Source organism: Arthrobacter russicus (assembly GCF_031454135.1).
GTDB lineage: Bacteria > Actinomycetota > Actinomycetes > Actinomycetales > Micrococcaceae > Renibacterium > Renibacterium russicum.
Genome location: NZ_JAVDQF010000001.1, coordinates 2,670,430 through 2,689,562, shown reverse-complemented (window position 1 = coordinate 2,689,562; position 19,133 = coordinate 2,670,430). Strand labels below are relative to the sequence as shown.

The following is a 19,133-nucleotide window of genomic DNA, read 5'->3' as shown; positions in this document are numbered from 1 at the left end:
GGGCAAGGCGCTCAGAAAGCCAGCACCGCGGCGTCGTAGCGGTCCAGTGCGATCTGTGCCAGCACCGGGTCCGGCAGCAGCGCCGCAGTGACCAGATCTGCCCCGGCCTTGGCCAGTTGGTCGTGGAAGAATCCCGGTGCCAGCAAGTAGGCGGCCACCGCGACCCGCCGGGTCTGCCCGCGCAGGAGTCCGACCGCGGCCGGCACCCTGGGCTCCGCGCCGGCGCCATAACCGGCCAGGACCGGTTGCGGAATCATCCCGGCCAGCTGCTCCGCCAGCTGTTCCACGGCCCGGGCCGCAGTCGGCTTGGACGATCCGGCGGCGGCCAGCACCACCCCCCATTCCGGGCCGAGCGGGCCGAGCCGTTCCGCCAGCAGGCGTGCCAACCGTGGATCCGGCCCCAAGGGCGTAGCCGCCACCGTCCGTTCCCGGGAAGCCACCGCCTGTGCGATGTCCACTTCCACGTGATAACCCACGGAGAGCAGCAGCGGCACCACTACCGCGGGCGCGCCTTCCGGCAAAGCCGCAACCACCTCCGGCAAGGCCGGGTCCTGCACGTCGACATAGGCTTCGCGCACGTCCAGGCCCGGGCGCAGGGCCGCGATCTGCTTCCGCAAGTGGTCGATTTCGGCCCGCCCGGAACGGTTGTCAGTGCCGTGCGAGCAGGCAACGAGGATCGGCGCAGTCATGCAGGAAGTGTAATCTGCTCCGGTGAGCATCGAAATTCTGCCCGACCTGCTCGGCGTCTTCTTCTTCGCGGTCTCCGGATCGCTGCTGGCCGGTCGCAAAGGCTTCGACCTGATCGGCTCATTGCTCCTGGGCTCCCTGGTCGGACTCGGCGGCGGCGTGGTCCGCGACCTGGTCCTGGGCCAGAGTCCGGCGGCTTTTTCGACTCCGGTGTACCTAGTCGCGCCGGTGCTCGCCGCCTTGCTGGTGTATTTCCTGTACTCCTCGGTCGAACGGATCGGCAGATTGCTGACCGTCTTCGATGCCGCCGGACTCGCTTTGTTCTGCATCACCGGCACCGCCAAAGCGCTCGACTCCGGCATGAATCCAGTGGCCTCGGTATTACTCGGTGTGACCACCGCGGTCGGCGGCGGGCTGCTGCGCGACGTCGTCGCGAACGAAGTCCCACGGCTCTTCAGTTCGCACGACATCTATGCGATTCCGGCCTTCCTCGGTGCCGCGTTGACCGTGCTCTGCTCGCTCAACGGCGTGCTGAACCTGGGCACCGGGATCGTCATCGCGGTGCTGGTGTTCAGTTTCCGCCTGTTGGCCTGGCACTTCCGCTGGCACGCACCGTTGGCGGTCTGGCGGCGCAGCCCGGAAGCCGGCGCTTGGACCGGCCAATCGAGCGTTTAGCCCGATCCCAGCCCAGCCCGGTCCCAGCCCAGCCCGATTCCAGCTCAGCCCAGGGTGCGGCGCAGGAACTCGATCGCCCGCGGGTAGGCGTCCAACTGGTTTTTGCGCCGGCTGAGTCCATGGCCTTCGTCGGGGTAGACCAGCAATTCGCATTCGCTCCCGTTCGCCCGGACCGCGGCCACCACCTGCTCGGCTTCGCTCAACGGCACTCGGGGGTCGTTGGCGCCGTGGATCACCATGAGCGGCTTGGCCAGATTTTTGATCCTGGGCAGCGGTGAGGCGTCTTCCAGGACCTGCCGGTGGCCCGCCAAGGATCCGTATTCGCGCTCCCGGTAGGCCCTGCGGTAGGCGGAGGTGTTCTCCATGAAAGTGACCAGCGAGCTCATCCCGACGATGTCCACTCCGGCCGCCCAGTATTCCGGGTGGAAGGTCATTCCGGCCAGCACCATGTAGCCGCCATAGCTGCCGCCGTAGAGCGCCACCCGGGAACCGTCGATGCCCTCGGCCACCAGCCAGGCGTGGATGTCCACCAAGTCCTTGACCGATTCGAGCCGCAGTTCGACGTCGTCCATCGAGATCCAACGCCGGCCGTAGCCGCTGGAACCACGCACATTCGGCACCACCACCGTGTGGCCGGCCAGCACCATCGAGGCATTGCGCGGCAACCATTGGTATAGGCTCGCCGACTCCGGCCCGCCGTGGATGCTCAACACTGCACTGGCATCGCCATCGGTGACGAAGACCGGGATCTGCTCACCGTCCCGGGCCGGAATGCGGACCGTGCGGGCCCGCGGCAGCCGCGCCGCGATCTCCCGGCCCGGCGCCGCAGTGCGTTGCACCGGTCGGATCGGCGCTACGCCGACGGCGTCCGGCAGATCCGCGCTGAACACCTCGTCCGGAAAAGTCGGCGCAGAGAACGTCAAGGCCAACCGGCCGCCGTCGGCGCTGAGCATGCCCCGGGCATAACCTTCCTCCGCGAAAAGCACCGGTGATTCCGGCCCCAGGACCGGCAGGCCGGTTTGCGTGCCGACGTCGCAGACGGAAAGCGTGGTTTTGCCGTCCGCCAGCCGGCTGATCAACGCCCGGCGTCCGGTTCCATCGAGGGCAAGCGAAACATTCACTCCGGGTTCTTCGACGATTCGATGCCAGCTCCGATCGGCGACCCGGAAGAAACCCAGCGACGCGAAGTCGGTTTCGGCATCGTGGCTGGCGAAGAACCCGGAAGAGTCCGCGGTCCAATAGCTGTCGCCGTAGCCTCCGGGCCGGTCCGCCGCGGTGATCTCCGCCCACTGCCCGGCAACGACGTCGAGCAGTCGCAAGACCGTCGAGGCTGGCTGCAGGCTGAGCTCATTGGCGACCAGGAATCTGCCGTCCGGCGAGGCCGAAGCCTGGCGGAACAAGCCGCCACCGGACCAGAGAACGGTTTCCGCGCCGGTGTCCGCATCCCGTCGGATCAGGTCGAAGTCGACGTCGTTGCGCCGGTTGGTCGAGTAGACCAGGCTGTGCGCGTCCAGCGCCACGAGTTGGTAGATGTGTGCCGGATCGTCAATCAACGGGGCCAGTCCAGTGACCGGCAATTGTTCCAAATCCGGGTCGAGCAGGTAGAGCTGGTGGTGCTCGTTGCCATCGAGATCGGAGGAAACGATGAGCTTTCGGCTGCCTGGGAGGTACCGCCCGGTGGCCGCGGAGGCGAAGTCGGTCAGCTGCTGCTGAGAACCATCCGGAAAACTCTCCCACAGTTGGCTGGTGCCGTCGGTGTTGGTTCCGAAAAGCACGGTCCCGTCGTCGGCGACATCCAACGCGGTGGACAGCGGAAGGTTCAGCAGAGTACGGACATCATCGGCCAGGGTGGGCGTTCCGGAAGGCATGGATCCATCCTGCCACCGAAAAATGTGAATGCGGAGCCGCCCCGGCCCGTAGGATGGTGTTGTGAGCGAAATGTTCCTGCAGAAGTTCCGTGATGTCATTCCAAATCTAATCGGCGAGCCGTGGCAGGAAGAAGACGGCCTGACCCCCGACGAGCTGGCTGCCGACCTCTCGCTCGAGATTCCCGTAGTGCTGCGCGAGTTCTACTTGGCCCTGGGCAACAGCGAGCTGATGGAAGCCCACCACTACTTCTGGGATCCGGATGAGTTGGAGATCGAGGACGGCTACTTGCTCTTCCTCGAAGACGAAGAGGAGCTCTACACCTGGGGCTTCCGGGCCGATCAGATCGACGTCCCGGATCCGCTGATTTGGCGTCGCAGCAACGCCAAGGGCAATTGGGTCTGCGAAGAAGGAACCTTCAGCGAGTTCGTCTTCGACTATTTCGATTGGGTGCTCAACGACGACGGGGACGACTGATCCCCAGCTCCCTCCCCCGGTCCAATACCCCGTGGATCTGACTCATCATCCGCTCCGGATGATGCACGACGTCGTCATAAAAATAGCGCAGCACCGGATTCCCCCGGAGGACCGAGGCATTGTCCCGGCGCCGATCCCGTTTGACTCCCCTGGCTTCGAAATGGGTTGCGCCGTCGAGCTCGACGATCAAAAACCCTTCCAGGACGAAATCGACTTCGCCGATGCCGGGGATTTGGACGTGCTGTTCGAAGCCGATCCCGGCTTTGATGAAATGGCTGCGCGCCAACACCTCCAGCACCGAATCGGCTCTGCCGTAGGCCAATGCCAAGACCTTCCGGGCCTTGGCATTGCGTTTGCCGGGCAGGTTCCGATGTAAAAACTCCTGGGCTATCTCACCGCGGCCCACCGCGGACTGCACCATGACCAGGGCTTCGGGCTCGGGCAAACACCGCAAGGCATCGCTGAGTACGTCGGCCAAGGCCGCCACCGGTGCCGTCTGCGCCGACCTGAACCGGCTGGTCCTGTGTGCCACAACGCCGGCATGGTGCACCCCTGGCTTGAGTTGCAGATGCAATTCCCGGTGGTCATGCAACCGCCAGAGCCGGTAATACGATGCGGCCGAAACACAGGTCAGCAGACCATGCCGGTTCGCGGCAGCCAGATACTGCGGATCTGCCTCGGGAATGGCATAGACGCCTTGGGCCGGATTGCGCACAATGCCGGCCGCTACCCCTTTTCGCAGCTCCGCAGCGGTGAATCCGAGTTGCAGCAAAGTCCGCCGTCGGGCGACACCGCCGCGGGACTCCAGAATCCGTACCAGTTCCATGACCGCATTCTGCGCGCCGCAGAGCAGGTTGCGCAGCACCGAGCGAGCCGATGTGGGGAAATCGGCCAGCTCAAAACCGTTGGTTTATGAGTCCTTTTTGACTGTTAGCCCCCGAAAACCCGGAAACCGACGTCCATAAAGCAACGGTTTTGAGTCAGGTCACTGTCCGCCGTGCGCCTCGACGGCCAATTCCTGCCACTGCTCCCAGCCAGCCAATCGGGACGCATAGTCGGCCTTGGCGATGCCTAGCGGCTTATCGCCGAAGAACACCCGCAGCGGCGGCACCTCGGCGTCGACGATCTTCAAGATCGGGCCGCGGGTCGCCGCCGGATCACCTGGCGTCCCGCGCTGGCTCCGCGCCAAAACCACTTGTTCCCGCAGCGCGTCATAGGCCGGCAACGGAGTGGCGTGCCTGGCCGAACTGCCGCTCCAATCGGTGGAGAAGCCACCGGGTTCCACCAAGGTGACCTTGATCCCGAACCCGGCGACTTCCTGGGCCAACGATTGGCTGATTCCCTCGAGCGCCCACTTGGAAGCATGGTAGACGCCGACCAAGGGGAAGGCCGAGATCCCGCCGATCGAGGAGACCTGGATGATGTGGCCGCTGCCTTGTTCCCGCAAATACGGCAGCGCGGCCTGGGTGACCCACAGGGCGCCGAACAGATTGGTCTCGATCTGCGCCCGAACCTCGGCCTCGCTGAGTTCTTCGACGAAGCCGAACTGTCCGAAACCGGCATTGTTGACCACCACGTCCAGCCTGCCGAAGTGCGCTTCGGCCCGGGCGACTGCGGCGAATACCGCCTCCCGATCAGTCACCTCCAGCTGGATCGGCAAAATCAATTCCCCGTACTGCTGGACCAAATCAGCCAAACTCGACGCGTCGCGTGCCGTGGCGGCGACCCGATCTCCGCGGTCCAGGGCCGCTATCGCCCATTCCCGGCCGAAGCCGCGCGAAGTCCCAGTGATGAACCAAACCTTTTGAGTAGTCATAACCACGTCAATCCATTCAGGCAACGATTCATTCCGTACCTCGCTACGGCAAGTAGGCGTCGAAATTTTCCTGTTCGAAAATCTTGCCGTCGCGGAAACGGAAAAACATCGCCAATCGGGCCCGGAGCACATGGCCTGCGGGAAAATCCCCGGCAGGCATCGCCAAGGTGCCGAACCAGTCGGCTTCAACGGCCACCGACTCGCCTTCGGAAATGCTCCTGATGATTTCGAAGTGCTGCAGTGAAATGACTTCGGTGCCACGCTGGAACGCCTCCAGCGCTGCAGCGAGGTCCCGGGTCGCCCCCTGCGGGAACATCGCATTGGGCCATTCGTGTTGCACGAAGTCCGGAGCATAGAAGTCACGGGGATCTTGGGCCTCTTCGATCGCCGAAAGCAACCCTCGGATGTGCGCAAGCTGATCGGTCATGCGCCAAGCATAGAACTAGACTTCGCGGTTCACCACGGCGGCAGCGAAATTCGCCAGAGCCGATTTCACCACGCCGTCCGGCAGCGGCGTCAAGGCAGCCACCGCGTCCTCGGACCATTTCCGGGCGACGGCCCAGGATTCTTCGGTCACCGGGTGCGCGCGCAACGCGGATACCGCCGCGGCCAGCGCCTCGTCCGAGGTCAAATCCCCGTCGACCAGCTCCAGAACCGCAGCTGCGGAGGGATCGGTCACTGCTGCCTTCCGCAGCAGCAGCACCGGCAGCGTCGGCACTCGTTCGCGCAGGTCGGTGCCCGGAGCTTTGCCCGAGGTCTGCTTCATGCCGGTCACGTCGATCACATCGTCGGCGAGTTGGAACGCGACGCCGACCTTTTCGCCGTACTCGACGAGTACGTTCTGCGCCGATTCCGGCACTTGGGCGAAGATCGCACCGAGCTGGCCGGAGGCCGCCACCAAGGATCCGGTTTTGTCCGAAACCACCGAGATGTAATGCTCCACCGGATCTTCATCCGGGCGCGGGCCGACAGTTTCATGCAATTGGCCCAGGCAGAGCCGCTCGAAAGTACGCGCTTGGATGCCCAAAGCCTTGGAACCCAACTCGGAAACCAAAATCGAAGCGCGGGCGAAAATGAGGTCGCCGGTGAGGATCGCTACCGAATTCCCCCAGACTTCGTGGGCGGTCGGCGCGCCGCGGCGGAACGGCGCGGAGTCCATCACATCGTCGTGGTACAGCGTTGCCAGATGCGTCAATTCCACCACGACGGCGGCCCGGATCACCTCGGCACGGCTCGGATCGCCCAAGTGCGAGGCAAGCAAGACCAGCAGAGGGCGGATCCGTTTCCCGCCGGCTTCGATCAAATGCCGCGACGTGGCATCGGCCAATGGATCCGAGTTCGCGATCGCCTCACGCAGTTGCTTCTCCACTTTGGCCAGGCTCTGATAGATCGCCGGCCCCAATTCCGGGTCGTCGGCGATCTCGGAGAAAGCCGCCGGGAGTTTGATTTCCAGGGCGATCGCGCTGGTCGGCGGGTCGATCTGATGCGAATCGGGCAGGCCGTGGCCAGCGTGCGTCCATTCCGGATTGCCGGCACCTGCAATGTTGCTCACGCTTTAACCCTAACCCGGCCGTTACTGGTTGCCGGAACCAGCCGTTCCAGCAGGTGCGCGACCCGGTCCGAGGTGTCTTGATTCGTCTGATCGGTGAGGTTCGCCATGAGCCGCACCACGAATCGCATCAGCGGCGGCACCGGCATGCCGGTGCGCAGCGCCAGCTTCATGATGTTCGGCTTTCCGATCAATTGCGCGAAATGGCGGCCAAGGGTGAAATGCTTGCCCCATTCAGCCATGATCTGCTGCGCGTACTCGGCCATCGCCGCGTCCAGGGCCACCCGGGATTTCAGTGCCGCGGCCCGCTGCAGCAGCTCCGCTGCGAATCGTCCCGATTCCATGGCATAGGAGATCCCCTCGCCGTTGAACGGGCTCACCATGCCACCGGCGTCGCCGAGCAGCAGCAGTCCCGGTGAATAGTGCGGCGTCCGGTTGAAGCCCATCGGCAAGGCGGCGCCGCGGATTTCACCGACTTGGTTCGATTCGTTGAACCCCCACTCCCCGGGCATCGATCCGGTCCAGTCCCGGAGCACTTGCCGGTAATCCAGACGGCCGAACGAGCTGGAGGAATTCAAAATCCCCAATCCGACGTTGCAGGTCCCATCGCCGACCCCGAAAACCCAGCCGTATCCCGGCAACGGGCCCTTGGGCCCGGCCAGTTCCAACCAGCCCTCCATCCAGTCTTCCTGGTGCCGGGGCGAGGTGAAATAGGTCCGCACCGCCACTCCGAGCGGCCGGTCGTCGCGTTTGGCCAGACCCAGCGACAGTGCGGATCGGCTCGAATTGCCGTCTGCGGAAAGCACGACGTCGGCGGCGAAGTCCAGCTGCTCACCGGTCTTCCGGCCGGTGGCGTCGAGCACCGCGGCCCGGGCTCCGTTGACCCGGCCCGCCTCGTCCACGGTCAGGGAGATCACTGAATGGCCTTCCAGGATTTCCGCACCGGCCGACCGGGCGTGCTCGGCGAGTTCCTGGTCGAAACCCCACCGGGTCCGGATCAATCCGTAATCCGGGAAGTCGCTCAGTTCCGGCCACGGCACCTCGACGCTGCGCCCGAGCGCCACCAGTCGGAGGCCCCGGGTGCGCCGCCACTGCGCTGAGGAATGCGGCAACCCGAGGTGTTGGATCTCGCGCACCGCGCGCGGGGTGAGCCCGTCGCCGCAGACCTTCTCCCGGGGGAAAAAGGTCTTTTCGAGCACCGTGACGTCCAGCCCGGCGGACGCCAGATAATAGGCTGCACTGGCCCCGGCCGGGCCGGCACCGGCAATCAGTACTTTCACAAAGCAGCTTTCTCCGCGCCGGGCTTGTAGCCCCGGTGCAGGGCCACCAGCCCACCGTTGAGGTTCCGGTAGCTGACCTGGGACCAACCGGCACCGCCGATCCACTGGGCCAAGTGGTCTTGGTCCGGCCAGGCCCGGATCGATTCGGCCAGGTAAACGTAAGCGGCCGGGTTCGACGACGATCGCTTCGCAATCGCCGGCAGCGCGCGCATCAGGTATTCGGTGTAGACCGTGCGGAACGGTCCGAACATCGGGTGGGAAAACTCCGCAACCACGAGTTTGCCGCCTGGCTTGGTCACCCGCAGCATCTCGGCAAGCGCCTTTTTGGGTTCATTGACATTGCGCAGGCCGAAGGAAATGGTCACTGCGTCGAACGAGTCGTCCGCGAACGGCAGTGCGGTGGCGTCGCCGGCCACGAAATCGATGTCCGGCCGACGGCGTTTGCCGACCTTGAGCATGCCGAGGGAGAAATCCAGAGCCACCACATCGACCCCGGCGTCCGCGTACGGCTCGCTGGAGGTGCCGGTTCCGGCCGCCACATCGAGTACCCGCTGGCCGGGGCGCGCACCGACGGCGTCGACCACATGACGGCGCCACCGCCGGGTCTGCCCCATGGACAGCACATCGTTCGTGATGTCGTAGTTGGGCGCGACGTCATCGAACATTGCGGCGACTTCGTCCGGACGCTTGTCCAAAGATGCACGGCTCATCGTCCTATTCTCGCAAATCCTGGGCGAGGTGGTGAACACGGTCATTGCGCGACGGGCGGGTACGCTTGGTTCCGTGCTACGCAGTCTGACCGTCCCACTCACGGATGCCGATCTCCCGAAGTCCGCCGACGGGACACTTTCCAGCTTCCTGGTGCCGGAATCGCTGTGCTGGGTACGCCGCGACGAAGGCTTGGTCGGACTCGGAAATGTCAGCGAATTCACAGTTCGCGGACCGGAACGTTTCGCCGAAGCACAGGATTGGTGGGCCGCCCGCACTGCCGAAGCGCAGGTCCAGGACCGCGTGGGCGTCGCCGGAACCGGCCCGGTGGCTTTCGGCAGCTTCGCCTTTTCCAAACTCTCTGGAAAAGACTCCCGACTCATCGTTCCGCGGCTGCTCGTCGGACTCCGCGAAGGCAACGCCTGGCTCACCATGAACAGCCTGCACGACGACGTTTCCGAGGAACAGGCCCGTGCGGAGTTCGCTGCCTGGCTGGCTTCGAATCAGGGTTGCAAGCCCAAGGGCAGTTTCGAGCTGTCCACCGGAGCACTCAGCGAGGCCGAATGGATGGCCGTGGTGGCCGAGGGAATCAAAGCCATCGACGAACGGAGCTTGGAGAAGGTCGTGCTCGCCCGGGACATCGTGGCCCGCAGTTCGGCGCCGATCGACCGCGGCACGGTGCTGCACGCGCTGCTGCGCCGCTATCGGGAATGCTGGACCTACGGAGTCGGCGATTTCGTCGGAGCCACTCCGGAAATGCTGATCAAAGTGGAAGCCGGAGTAGCCCGGGCCCGGGTGTTGGCCGGCACCGTGGACCGGGCCGGAGCCCCGGATGATCCGGGTTATGCCGCACAAATGCTGCTGGACTCCGAGAAGCAACGCCAAGAACACGAATTCGCGGTCCGCTCGCTGATCCGCCAGCTCGCCCCGTTCGCCGCGGACCTGCACTTCCCCACCGAGCCGTTCATCCTGGAGTTGCCGAACGTGTGGCACTTGGCCTCCGATGTGAGTGCCGAATTGGCCGCCGTCGGAAACCACCTGCCGAATTCCCTGGCCCTGGTCGAAGCCCTGCACCCGACCGCGGCGGTCTGCGGCACCCCGCGCACCGAGGCCGGGGCTTTGATCCGGGAACTCGAAAACTTCGACCGTGGCCCCTACGCCGGGCCGGTGGGCTGGCTGGATTCCGCCGGGAACGGCGAATGGGGCATCGGCCTGCGCGGCGCAGTTCTGGAGAACGAATTCCAAGCGCGGTTGTATGCCGGTTGCGGAATCGTCGGCGCCTCCGACCCGGCCGCTGAGCTCGCCGAGACGTGGGCCAAGTTCCGCCCGATGCTGCAGGCCCTGGGCGCACAGGAATAGTCGAGTTTTCTTTAGAGCAACAACTGTTTACAAAATGTGATCTGGATTACTAAGGTATAGTTCTGGCCTGCAACAAGTGACGGCCCGCACGGGGGAAACATGTGGGAGCAGTCATCGGCAGGCTGCAGCACGCACTTTGATCCGAACAGAGGAACTTCATGAAAGTAGCCACTACGGCGATTGCGAAAACCGTCGCAATCCTTGCCGTCGGCGCGCTTGCGTTGACCGGATGCACCTATGAATCCGAAAAACTCGACCGCCCGGTAGGCGGCGCCAGCGCAGCGCCCTTCGACCAGAACTCGGTCAAGCTGGATCCGGCACTGGCCGCACAGCTGCCCGAGCAGATCAAAAACCGCGGCACCCTGATCGTCGGGTCCAATACCGAATACCCGCCGGCAGAGTCGCTGGATTCCAATGGCAATGCCACCGGGTACGACATCGAGATGATCACCGCGATCGCCAAGAAGCTGGGCTTGAAAACCGAAGTGCAGAGCGCTGAATTCACCGGGATCCTGCCCGCACTCGGCCCCAAGTACGACGTCGGCATATCGTCCTTCACGATCACCCAGGAACGCCTGAAGAACGTGAACATGGTGAGTTTCCTCAACGTCGGCACCACCTGGGCGGTGCAGAAGGGGAACCCGCAAAACGTGGATCTGAACAACATCTGCGGATTGTCGATCGGCGTGCAGACCGGCACTACCCAGGAAGACCCCGACCTGAGCGGCCGCAACGCCCAATGCAAAGCAGAAGGCAAAGCCCCCATCGATGTGGTCACGCTGAAGAACCAGACCGACATCACCACCCGCCTGATCAATGGCTCGATCGCGGCCATGACTGCTGACTCGCCGATCACCGGTTACGCGATTGCGCAGACCAACGGCAAGGTGGAAAAGCTCAGCAACGCCTACGACCAGGCTCCGCAAGGAATCGCCGTGGCGAAAAGCGATCTGGCCTTCGCCGAGCTGATCAAAAAGGCGCTGGACGCGCTCAAAGAAGACGGTTCCTACAAGAAAATCTTGGATTCCTGGGGTTCCGGCGATTCCGCCATCGACTCCTTCCAAGTCAACCCGGAGGTCAACTGATGTCCAGCGGACCCGAAACCGCAGCACAGCACACGGTGCCGCAGCGAATCGACCGGATCAAAGCAGTGCCGGTCCGGCACCCCGGACGCTGGATCGGCGTCGTGGTGATTGCCGTGATCGTGGCCTTGATCGGCCAATCGGTCGCCACCAATGAAAACTTCCGCTGGGACATCGTCTGGTTGTACTTGCGCGATGTGAAGATCATCCAGGGTGTGGGCTGGACTTTGCTGCTCACCGTGGCATCCATGGTGCTCGCCATCGTGCTCGCGATCCTGCTCGCCTTCATGCGGCAATCGGACAATCCGATTTTCCGCTGGGTCAGTTGGTTCTGGGTCTGGTTCTTCCGCGGCACCCCGGTCTACACCCAGTTGATCTTCTGGGGCCTTTTCGCGGTGCTGTACCCGAAAATCGCGATCGGCATCCCCTGGGGGCCGGAGCTGTTCAGCTTCAACACCCAGGACTACATCACCGGGTTCCTGGCTGCACTGCTGGGCTTGGGGCTGAACGAATCCGCCTACCTCGCGGAAATCTTCCGGGCCGGCCTGAAGTCGGTGGACAAGGGCCAGATCGAAGCGGCCGAAGCGCTCGGCATCCGCAAGGCCAAAGTCATGTGGCGGATCGTGCTGCCGCAGGCGATGCGGATTATCGTGCCGCCCACCGGCAACGAAACCATCGGCATGCTCAAGACCACCTCGCTGGTGCTCGCGGTGCCGTTCACCTTGGAACTGACCTTCGCCAGCAACGCCTTGGCGAACAAAACCTACCTGCCGATTCCGTTCCTGCTGATCGCCGCGTTCTGGTACTTGCTGATCACCTCGATCCTGATGGTCGGCCAGCACTACATCGAACGCTATTACGGCAAAGGCGTGGACAATCTCTCACCGGCCCCCCTTCGAGCCCCGGAGCAGAACGTATGAGCACCGAAACCACCACCAAGCCTCTGGTCCGCATCGAGGGCGTGCACAAGCTCTACGGCAGCCACCATGTGCTCAAGGGCATCGACATGACGATCAAGCAGGGCGAGGTCTCGGTGCTGATCGGTCCTTCCGGCTCCGGCAAGTCGACGCTGCTGCGCTGCATCAACTTGTTGGAAACCATCGACGCCGGACGGATCCACGTCGGCGACGAACTCATCGGCTACAAAGAGGTCGACGGCAAGCTCCATCACCTCAAAGTCAAAGAGATCGCGGCGCAGCGTTCCGAAATCGGCATGGTGTTCCAACGGTTCAACTTGTTCGGCCACCGGACCGCGGTCGAAAACATCATCGAAGCGCCTACCCAGGTCAAAAAGCAGTCCAAGACGACCGCGAAAAAACGCGCTCTGGAACTGCTGGACCAGGTGGGCCTGGCCGATCATGCCAACCATTACCCCGCGCAGCTCTCCGGCGGCCAGCAGCAACGCGTGGCGATCGCCCGGGCCTTGGCCATGGACCCCGAATTGATGCTCTTCGACGAGCCCACCTCGGCCCTGGACCCGGAACTCGTCGGCGACGTGCTGCAGGTCATGAAGGATCTGGCCAAATCCGGGATGACCATGGTCGTGGTCACGCACGAGATCGGCTTCGCCCGGGAAGTCGGCGACACGCTGACCTTCATGGACGGCGGCGTCGTGGTCGAATCCGGCGATCCGCGCGAAATCATCGCCAACCCGCAACACGAACGCACCAAAGGCTTCCTCAGCCGGGTGCTCTGAGCCCCGGCTCAACCGGCGACGGCGGCGTCCACCGCGGTTTTGACCTGATCATGCAAGCCCCGCAAAGCGGTGCGTTCGGTGCGGATTTCCACTACCGAACGCCCGCGGACCGGGGCTTGCAGCATTTCGACGAGCTCGGCCACGGTCCCGACCAGTCGGTGGTCCACGCCGTAGGCTTCGGCGAGCGCGGACATCCGGACGTCGTGCGGAGTGCCGAAAAAGCGCTCGACGGCGGTTCGGTAGCCTTCCTGGAGTCCCAGCCTGCCGTGTTCCAAGAGGCTGAAAATGCCACCTCCGGAATCGTTCAGCAGCACGATCTGCAAATCCGGAACACGTTCGCCGCGGGGCAGCAACAGCCCGCCCGCATCGTGCAGTAAGGTGAGATCGCCCAGCAACAGCCGACTCGGCTTTCCGCTGCCCAGCGCCAACCCGCTCGCCGTCGAAATCGTACCGTCGATGCCGGCCAGCCCCCGGTTCGCATGCACCCTGGGGCTTTCGGATCTCGGCCGGGCAGCCAGGTCCGCATCCCGGATCGGGTTCGATGAGCCGATCACCAGATGCTCCGGCCGCTTCCAGATCTCCCGGGCCAGCAGCAAGCCGCTGGGTTGTTCGCCCATGGCCTCGCCCAGCACCTCGTCCAGAGCGCTTTCAGCTTGGATTCCGGCCGCCAGCCAAGCCTCCAACCAGCCTTGCGGCCCGGCCCCGGCGAACTCGCCGAGCTCATTCCAGCCGTCGATGATCCGCTCACTCCGCCGGCCGGGTTCGAACCAGGCGACCGGCCGCGGCAGGTAAAGCGCACGCGGCAGATCGCTCCGGTCCAGCAAGGCCGCCACCGGACGGGACAACGTCGGCCGGCCGAACACCACGACCCGTTCCACCAGCGCCTCGAAGTGCGGCAACAGCAACCGGTAGGGGCCGATCGCGTTCGGTCCGAAGCGGGCGTTCGACGAGGGTTCGGCGAGCAACGGCAAGCGGTGGCGTCGTGCGAACAATTCAGCCTGGGGGCCGGCTCCGTGCCCGGCCAGCACCACGGTGCGGTGCTGCCGGCCCGGTTCCAGGTGTTGCGGGATCACGGTTTCCACCGCGCTGCGCACCGGTTGGGGTGCTTTCATCGGCAGATAACCGCTGCCGTCGAGTGCTGGGGTGAGCGGCTCGCGGAAGCCGAAGTTCAGCTGCACCGGGCCGGCCGGCACACCCTGCAAATGGCCCTGGGCGGCATCCAGCCCGGTTTGCACCGCGGCTCGCGGATCGTCGCCGGCCGCCACATCGACGGCGAATCTGACATGCGAGCCGAACAAATCCACTTGGTCCGTGGTCTGGTTCGCGCCGGTGCCCCGGAGTTCTTCCGGGCGGTCTGCGGAAAGCACCAGCAACGGCACGCCTGCGTGGTCGGCTTCCATCACCGCCGGCAGCAGATTGCCCACGGCGGTTCCGGAGGTGGTCAGCACCGCGGTCGGGGCTCCGGAACCCACGGCGAGGCCCAATGCGGTGAACCCGGCACTTCGTTCATCGACCCGGACCACCGCCTCCAGGGCAGCACCGGCCGCGGCCACGGCGTAAACCAAAGGCGCGTTCCGCGAGCCGGGCGACAACACCACCTGCTGCACGCCACCGGCGATCAAGGCGGCAATCGCGCCCCGTGCCGAGTCCATTGAACTGAGTCCAGCCGTCGAAACATTCACGCTTCGAGTCTAGGGCGCTCGGCCGCGCAGATTTTCGCGTTCATACCGAGTCGCCCCCGGCCTTCGCCAGTTACGGACCGCCCCGAAACCGTCAGCACGATCAAGGACCTGGCTCAGATCCAGGCCGAGCTGCTGGACCAACTCGGCCTGGCGGAAGTCACTGTCGTCGGCAATTCCATCGGCGGCTTCATCGCACGAGGCTAGATCCGGGTGCCTTCAAACCCGGCCAGCACCCGGCCCAATCGGGCCCGCCACCAGGCCACCCGGTCCGGAGGTGCGGCGAACCGGTCGAGCAAATCCGCATCGGGCACCGCCTCGCGCACATCGATGGCCCCGTCCTGCGCTGCCAACGGTTGTGCCCAGACATCCGCAGCCAGCAACGATACCGTGCCCAGCCCGCAGGCGTACCGCAACTCCGGCAACGCGGCAGCGAGCGCCAGGCCCGCCCGGATGCCCACCGAGCTGTCCAGGGCGGAACTCACCACCGCGGGCAACCCGGCCCGGGCCACGATCTCCAGGGCGTTGCGCACCCCGCCCAGCGGCGCGCTCTTCACCACGATCAGATCCGCCGCTCCGGCCCGGGCCACCGCCAGCGGGTCGGTCTCTTTGCGGACGCTCTCGTCGGCCGCGATCAACACCGGGATCCGTTCGCCGGCGAGCGCTTCGCGCAGCCGGGCCAAACCGTCGATCCCGGGAACCGGCTGTTCCGCGTATTCCAGACCGAAGTCCGCCAGGCGGCGCAAGGCTTCGAGTGCCTCGAGGTGGCTCCACCCGGCATTCGAGTCAACCCGGAGGGCGGCATCCGGCAGAACCGCGCGGACCGCAGCCACCCGCGCTACGTCCTGCTGCAGATTCTGCCCGGGCTCGGCGACCTTGATTTTGACCGCCGGGACCTGGCCGAACGGCCGCAGCACCTCCGCGACCTGCGCTGCAGCGACCGCGGGAACCGTGGCATTCACCGGGATCCGGTTCCGGACCGGCGTCGGGAAACCCTGCCAGCCCGCTTCGATCGCCGCGCGCAGCCAGCGGCCCGCTTCGGCGTCGTCGTACTCGGTGAACGGCCCGAACTCGGCCCAGCCCGCGGGGCCCTCGAGCAGCATGGTTTCGCGGACCAGGAGGCCGCGGAATTTCACCCGCAGGGGCAACGCGACCACTCTGGAACCGGCCAGAAGTTCATCCAATGCAGGCAAGATCACGTCCCGAGCTTACTCCGCGGAACCGCCTGCCCGGAGTCCCAGCACGTAGGGTTGGGGGATGGGGATTCAGCAATCAGCCGGCAACTCCGGCCCATCGGCACGGTTCCCGCTGCACCCTGGCCTGTTCTTCCTGACCGCTGCGCTGGCCGTGCTGGGACTGATCAGCACTTATCTGTATTTCGTGCGCACCACCACCGGCCAGTACATCGATGAATCGGCGCTCGTCGAGGCACCGGCCGCGCAACGTTGGGTGGGCAAGCAGACCGCCCAGTTCTTGGACGTGCTGCCGGTCAGCTCGGTGGTGATCGGCGGCGTGGTGTTGCTGCTGGTCACGCTCTTTCGACGGCGTTGGCTGGCGGCCGGAATTGCGGTGCTGGCAATGGTCGGCGCCAATGTGAGCACCCAGTTGCTCAAAGCGGCGCTGCCGGACCGGCCGGACCGCGGCGTGACCACGCTCGACTTCAATTCCCTTCCCTCCGGGCACACCACGCTCGCGGCGAGCGCTGCCGCCGCGGTGTTCTTGGTGGCCAGCCCGCGTTGGCGTCCGCTCGCGGCCTTCGTCGGTGCCAGCTACGCGATTTTTTCCGGCTTCTCACTCCTGATCAACCAGTGGCACCGGCCGGCCGATGTGCTGGCCGCCTTCTTGATGGTCGGTGCCTGGGCCGCGCTGGCCGGCTGGGCGGTGCTCCGTACCGGCGCCGGCTGGAACCAGGAATCCCGGCAGCGGGCCTCGGCTCTCTGGCCGGCGGTCTCGGTGCTGCTGGGGTTGGCGGCAACCGCCGTCGCGGTCTACGAATTGCGCGCGCTGGACGCTCCGGGAGCGGTTAGCACCAGCAACTATTTCCTGGCCGGCAGCGCGATGATCGCGATCGCCGGATATTTGATTTCGGTGGCCGGGGTGCTGCTCTTCAGCCTGGAAACCCGGCGACGGACCTCGGGCTAGGCCGGTTCGGGATTCGCCGAACGGGGAATCCAGTACCAAAGCACCGCCGCCGCTGCCAGGCCCAGGACTCCGGTGGCTGCGATGCCAAGGCCCAAGGTGGCCAGCGCGGTGATCGCGGAAAGCAGGGCCGGGCCGGAAAACGAACCCAGATCGGACAAGAACCGCCAGATGCCCAGGAACTGCGCCCGGCCGGAGTCCGGTGAGTAATCTGCACCGAGCGTCATCACCATGCCGGCCCCGATCCCGTTTCCGAAACCGATCAACAAGGACACCAGCAGCAGGCTCGCCGCTCCCCCGGTGAACGGCATGGCGAGCAGCGACCCGGCCATGATCAGCATCGAAGGCACCGCCACCCAGGCCCGCCCCTTGCGGTCCATCAGTTTCCCCGCCGGGTAGAAAACCAGCATGTCCACCGCACCGGAGAGCCCGTAGATCAGCGACGTCGTGGTGGCGTCCAGGCCCATCCCTTCGGCCCAGAGCGGGATCACCACTTGGCGTGAAGACCGGACCGCGCTGACCAGCAGCACGCCGATGCCCACGGTCAGGAAAATCTTGCGGTACGACGTGATGATGCTGGCCACCTTGGGCGAAGGCGCACTGCCGTCCGCGCCGCCGGGGTGGACCAGATCGGGCATGCTCAGGGCGATCAGCCCGGCCAGCACGACGGCGCCGACGCCGACCCAATAGGCGCCGGAGAGCTGCAGGAAGTTGATCGCCAGCGCGCCTAGGAACGGTCCGATGAAGACCCCGATCCGCATCACGCCGCCGAGCGTGGACAGCGCCCTGGCCCGGAAGCGCACCGGGACGGCCTCGGTGAGGTACTTCTGCCGGGCCAGATTGAACACCGCCGAAGCAGCGCCGATCAGCAGGATGCCCAGTCCGTAGACCACCAGGTTGGGGGCGCTCAAGCAGAGCAGCATCGCAATCACACTGAGCCCGGCGGCTCCGACGATCGCCCAGCGTTCGCCGTATTTGTCCGTGATGATCGAGGCGGGGATATTGCTCAGCAGGGAACCAATTCCGATCAGGGTCACGACCAGCGCGGCAACCGCCACCGAGGCGCCCAGATCACGGGCGCTCAACGCGATCACCGGAAGGATCGCCCCCTCGCCCAGGCCGAACAACAAGGAAGGGCCGAAGGCCGGCAACGCGATCTTCTTGAAGCTGAATGCCGCGTCGTCTTGACTCACGCTGTCGAGCCTACTCCCGGATCCTCGGAACTCGCCGATCCCCATCGACTACCCAACAATCCGTCGCGGGAAACAACTGTGCACTCGCGCGGGGGTTGGCGGCGTTCAGGCGGTTTGCCGCAACCGGGCCATGAACCAGCGCGACTGTTCCGGGCCGTAGGGCAGGATCGGAATCGCTTTGGTCGCGTCATTGGGCGTCTCCCGGGCCGCTTCACGCGCCATCCGGATTGCCGTGGACATGGTGTTGGCCATGGTCTTGACGAAGTCGTCGCTGACCGATTTGCCGTGCCCGGGCGCCAGGAATTCGTAGCGATGCCGCAAGGCGGAAAGCTGTCGCAGGGTGTCCGCCCACTCCGCCGGATAGGAATCCTCGAACGACGGGTGTGAACCTTGTTCCACCAAATCGCCGGAGAACACCGTGCTCTGCGTGCCCACCAGCAGATCGCCGTCAGTGTGGCCGCGGCCCAGGTAGAACAGCGTCGCGACGACTCCGCCCAAATCGAGCAGTACCGGCTGGTCCTTGACCAGCGCGGTAGGCAGTACGATCTCGGCCAGCTCGCCGTCGGCCGCCGCCATCTCCGGTTCGTGTGCGGAATCGAGCATCCGCCGCTGCGCTTCGCCGTGCTCCGCCATGGTGCGGGCGGCGTTTTCGTGCGCCCAGAATTCGCGCACCCCGTCCGCCGCGAAAACCGCATTGCCGAAGAAATGGTCGTAGTGCGCATGCGTATTGACCACCACGAGCGGCAACGGCGTGATCTCCCGGACCGCAGCGAGGATCCCGGCTGCTTGCCGGGGCCCGCAGCCGGTGTCGATGACCAGCGCCCGTTCGCTGCCGAGCACCAGACCGGTGTTCAGCAGTTCCCCGGCGGTCGCCAAAATAAAGTTACCCGGACCCAACTCCTGCCACGACGCCATGGATCTATTCTG

19 protein-coding genes are annotated in these 19,133 nt (G+C 65.1%); 7 read left to right on the top strand and 12 right to left on the bottom strand.

Features of this window, described 5'->3' with window-relative positions:
* Positions 1 to 11: 11 nt before the first annotated feature.
* Positions 12 to 689, bottom strand: coding sequence for a sirohydrochlorin chelatase (locus JOE69_RS12570; RefSeq protein WP_309799213.1), 678 nt, complete (start codon positions 687 to 689; stop codon positions 12 to 14).
* A 22-nt stretch (positions 690 to 711) separates the two neighbouring features.
* On the opposite strand from JOE69_RS12570, the gene JOE69_RS12565 reads away from it, so the two are divergent.
* The gene (locus JOE69_RS12565) at positions 712 to 1,362 is read left to right on the top strand and encodes a trimeric intracellular cation channel family protein (RefSeq protein ID WP_309799211.1); all 651 of its coding nucleotides are present in this window, start codon (positions 712 to 714) and stop codon (positions 1,360 to 1,362) included.
* A gap of 44 nt (positions 1,363 to 1,406) precedes the next feature.
* On the opposite strand, the gene JOE69_RS12560 is transcribed toward JOE69_RS12565, so the two are convergent.
* Positions 1,407 to 3,230: a S9 family peptidase gene (locus JOE69_RS12560; RefSeq protein ID WP_309799209.1), complete on the bottom strand. Its 1,824-nt coding sequence runs from the start codon at positions 3,228 to 3,230 to the stop codon at positions 1,407 to 1,409.
* Positions 3,231 to 3,291: 61 nt separating this feature from the next.
* On the opposite strand from JOE69_RS12560, the gene JOE69_RS12555 reads away from it, so the two are divergent.
* Complete coding sequence (locus JOE69_RS12555) at positions 3,292 to 3,705, top strand: hypothetical protein (RefSeq protein WP_296362184.1); 414 nt, start codon at positions 3,292 to 3,294, stop codon at positions 3,703 to 3,705.
* On the opposite strand, the gene JOE69_RS12550 is transcribed toward JOE69_RS12555, so the two are convergent.
* The 6 genes from JOE69_RS12550 to JOE69_RS12525 all read right to left on the bottom strand — a co-directional run bounded on the left by JOE69_RS12550 (position 3,683) and on the right by JOE69_RS12525 (position 9,060).
* A complete protein-coding gene (locus JOE69_RS12550) occupies positions 3,683 to 4,570 on the bottom strand; it encodes an endonuclease domain-containing protein (RefSeq protein WP_309799207.1) in 888 nt (295 codons plus the stop codon). The two genes, JOE69_RS12555 and JOE69_RS12550, sit on opposite strands and share 23 nt — an antisense overlap.
* 120 nt (positions 4,571 to 4,690) lie before the next feature.
* On the bottom strand, positions 4,691 to 5,521 hold the full coding sequence (locus tag JOE69_RS12545) for an SDR family oxidoreductase (protein WP_309799204.1): 831 nt from the start codon (positions 5,519 to 5,521) through the stop codon (positions 4,691 to 4,693).
* Positions 5,522 to 5,564: 43 nt separating this feature from the next.
* A complete protein-coding gene (locus JOE69_RS12540; RefSeq protein WP_309799202.1) occupies positions 5,565 to 5,948 on the bottom strand; it encodes a nuclear transport factor 2 family protein in 384 nt (127 codons plus the stop codon).
* 15 nt (positions 5,949 to 5,963) lie between these two features.
* On the bottom strand, positions 5,964 to 7,064 hold the full coding sequence (locus JOE69_RS12535) for a polyprenyl synthetase family protein (protein ID WP_309801284.1): 1,101 nt from the start codon (positions 7,062 to 7,064) through the stop codon (positions 5,964 to 5,966).
* A 5-nt stretch (positions 7,065 to 7,069) separates the two neighbouring features.
* Positions 7,070 to 8,350, bottom strand: a complete 1,281-nt coding sequence (locus JOE69_RS12530; RefSeq protein ID WP_309799200.1) for a geranylgeranyl reductase family protein — start codon at positions 8,348 to 8,350, stop codon at positions 7,070 to 7,072.
* On the bottom strand, positions 8,347 to 9,060 hold the full coding sequence (locus JOE69_RS12525) for a demethylmenaquinone methyltransferase (RefSeq protein ID WP_296362192.1): 714 nt from the start codon (positions 9,058 to 9,060) through the stop codon (positions 8,347 to 8,349). Before JOE69_RS12525 ends, JOE69_RS12530 begins: the two co-directional genes overlap by 4 nt.
* Positions 9,061 to 9,133: 73 nt before the next feature.
* On the opposite strand from JOE69_RS12525, the gene JOE69_RS12520 reads away from it, so the two are divergent.
* The 4 genes from JOE69_RS12520 to JOE69_RS12505 all read left to right on the top strand — a co-directional run bounded on the left by JOE69_RS12520 (position 9,134) and on the right by JOE69_RS12505 (position 13,195).
* Entirely contained in the window at positions 9,134 to 10,417 is a 1,284-nt protein-coding gene (locus tag JOE69_RS12520; protein ID WP_309799196.1) for an isochorismate synthase, read from the top strand.
* A gap of 158 nt (positions 10,418 to 10,575) precedes the next feature.
* On the top strand, positions 10,576 to 11,502 hold the full coding sequence (locus tag JOE69_RS12515) for an ABC transporter substrate-binding protein (protein WP_296362194.1): 927 nt from the start codon (positions 10,576 to 10,578) through the stop codon (positions 11,500 to 11,502).
* Positions 11,502 to 12,419 (top strand): amino acid ABC transporter permease, encoded by a 918-nt coding sequence (locus JOE69_RS12510; protein ID WP_296362196.1) that lies wholly within the window; start codon positions 11,502 to 11,504, stop codon positions 12,417 to 12,419. The genes JOE69_RS12515 and JOE69_RS12510 overlap by 1 nt, the downstream gene beginning before the upstream one ends.
* A complete protein-coding gene (locus JOE69_RS12505) occupies positions 12,416 to 13,195 on the top strand; it encodes an amino acid ABC transporter ATP-binding protein (protein ID WP_296362197.1) in 780 nt (259 codons plus the stop codon). The genes JOE69_RS12510 and JOE69_RS12505 overlap by 4 nt, the downstream gene beginning before the upstream one ends.
* A gap of 8 nt (positions 13,196 to 13,203) precedes the next feature.
* On the opposite strand, the gene menD is transcribed toward JOE69_RS12505, so the two are convergent.
* Together menD and JOE69_RS12495 are read right to left on the bottom strand one after the other, a co-directional pair.
* A complete protein-coding gene (gene menD / locus JOE69_RS12500; protein WP_309801281.1) occupies positions 13,204 to 14,847 on the bottom strand; it encodes a 2-succinyl-5-enolpyruvyl-6-hydroxy-3-cyclohexene-1-carboxylic-acid synthase in 1,644 nt (547 codons plus the stop codon).
* A gap of 230 nt (positions 14,848 to 15,077) precedes the next feature.
* Positions 15,078 to 16,073 carry an o-succinylbenzoate synthase gene (locus tag JOE69_RS12495; RefSeq protein ID WP_309799192.1) on the bottom strand — a complete coding sequence of 332 codons (996 nt, stop codon included), beginning with the start codon at positions 16,071 to 16,073 and terminating at the stop codon, positions 15,078 to 15,080.
* Positions 16,074 to 16,131: 58 nt separating this feature from the next.
* Here JOE69_RS12495 and JOE69_RS12490 point away from each other — a divergent pair, with 58 nt between their 5' ends.
* Positions 16,132 to 17,016, top strand: a complete 885-nt coding sequence (locus JOE69_RS12490) for a phosphatase PAP2 family protein (RefSeq protein ID WP_309799190.1) — start codon at positions 16,132 to 16,134, stop codon at positions 17,014 to 17,016.
* Here the strand turns inward: JOE69_RS12490 and JOE69_RS12485 are convergent.
* Positions 17,013 to 18,251 (bottom strand): MFS transporter, encoded by a 1,239-nt coding sequence (locus tag JOE69_RS12485; protein WP_374709706.1) that lies wholly within the window; start codon positions 18,249 to 18,251, stop codon positions 17,013 to 17,015. The genes JOE69_RS12490 and JOE69_RS12485 overlap by 4 nt on opposite strands.
* Positions 18,252 to 18,311: 60 nt before the next feature.
* Positions 18,312 to 19,121, bottom strand: coding sequence for an MBL fold metallo-hydrolase (locus JOE69_RS12480; RefSeq protein WP_309799186.1), 810 nt, complete (start codon positions 19,119 to 19,121; stop codon positions 18,312 to 18,314).
* Positions 19,122 to 19,133 lie beyond the last annotated feature (12 nt).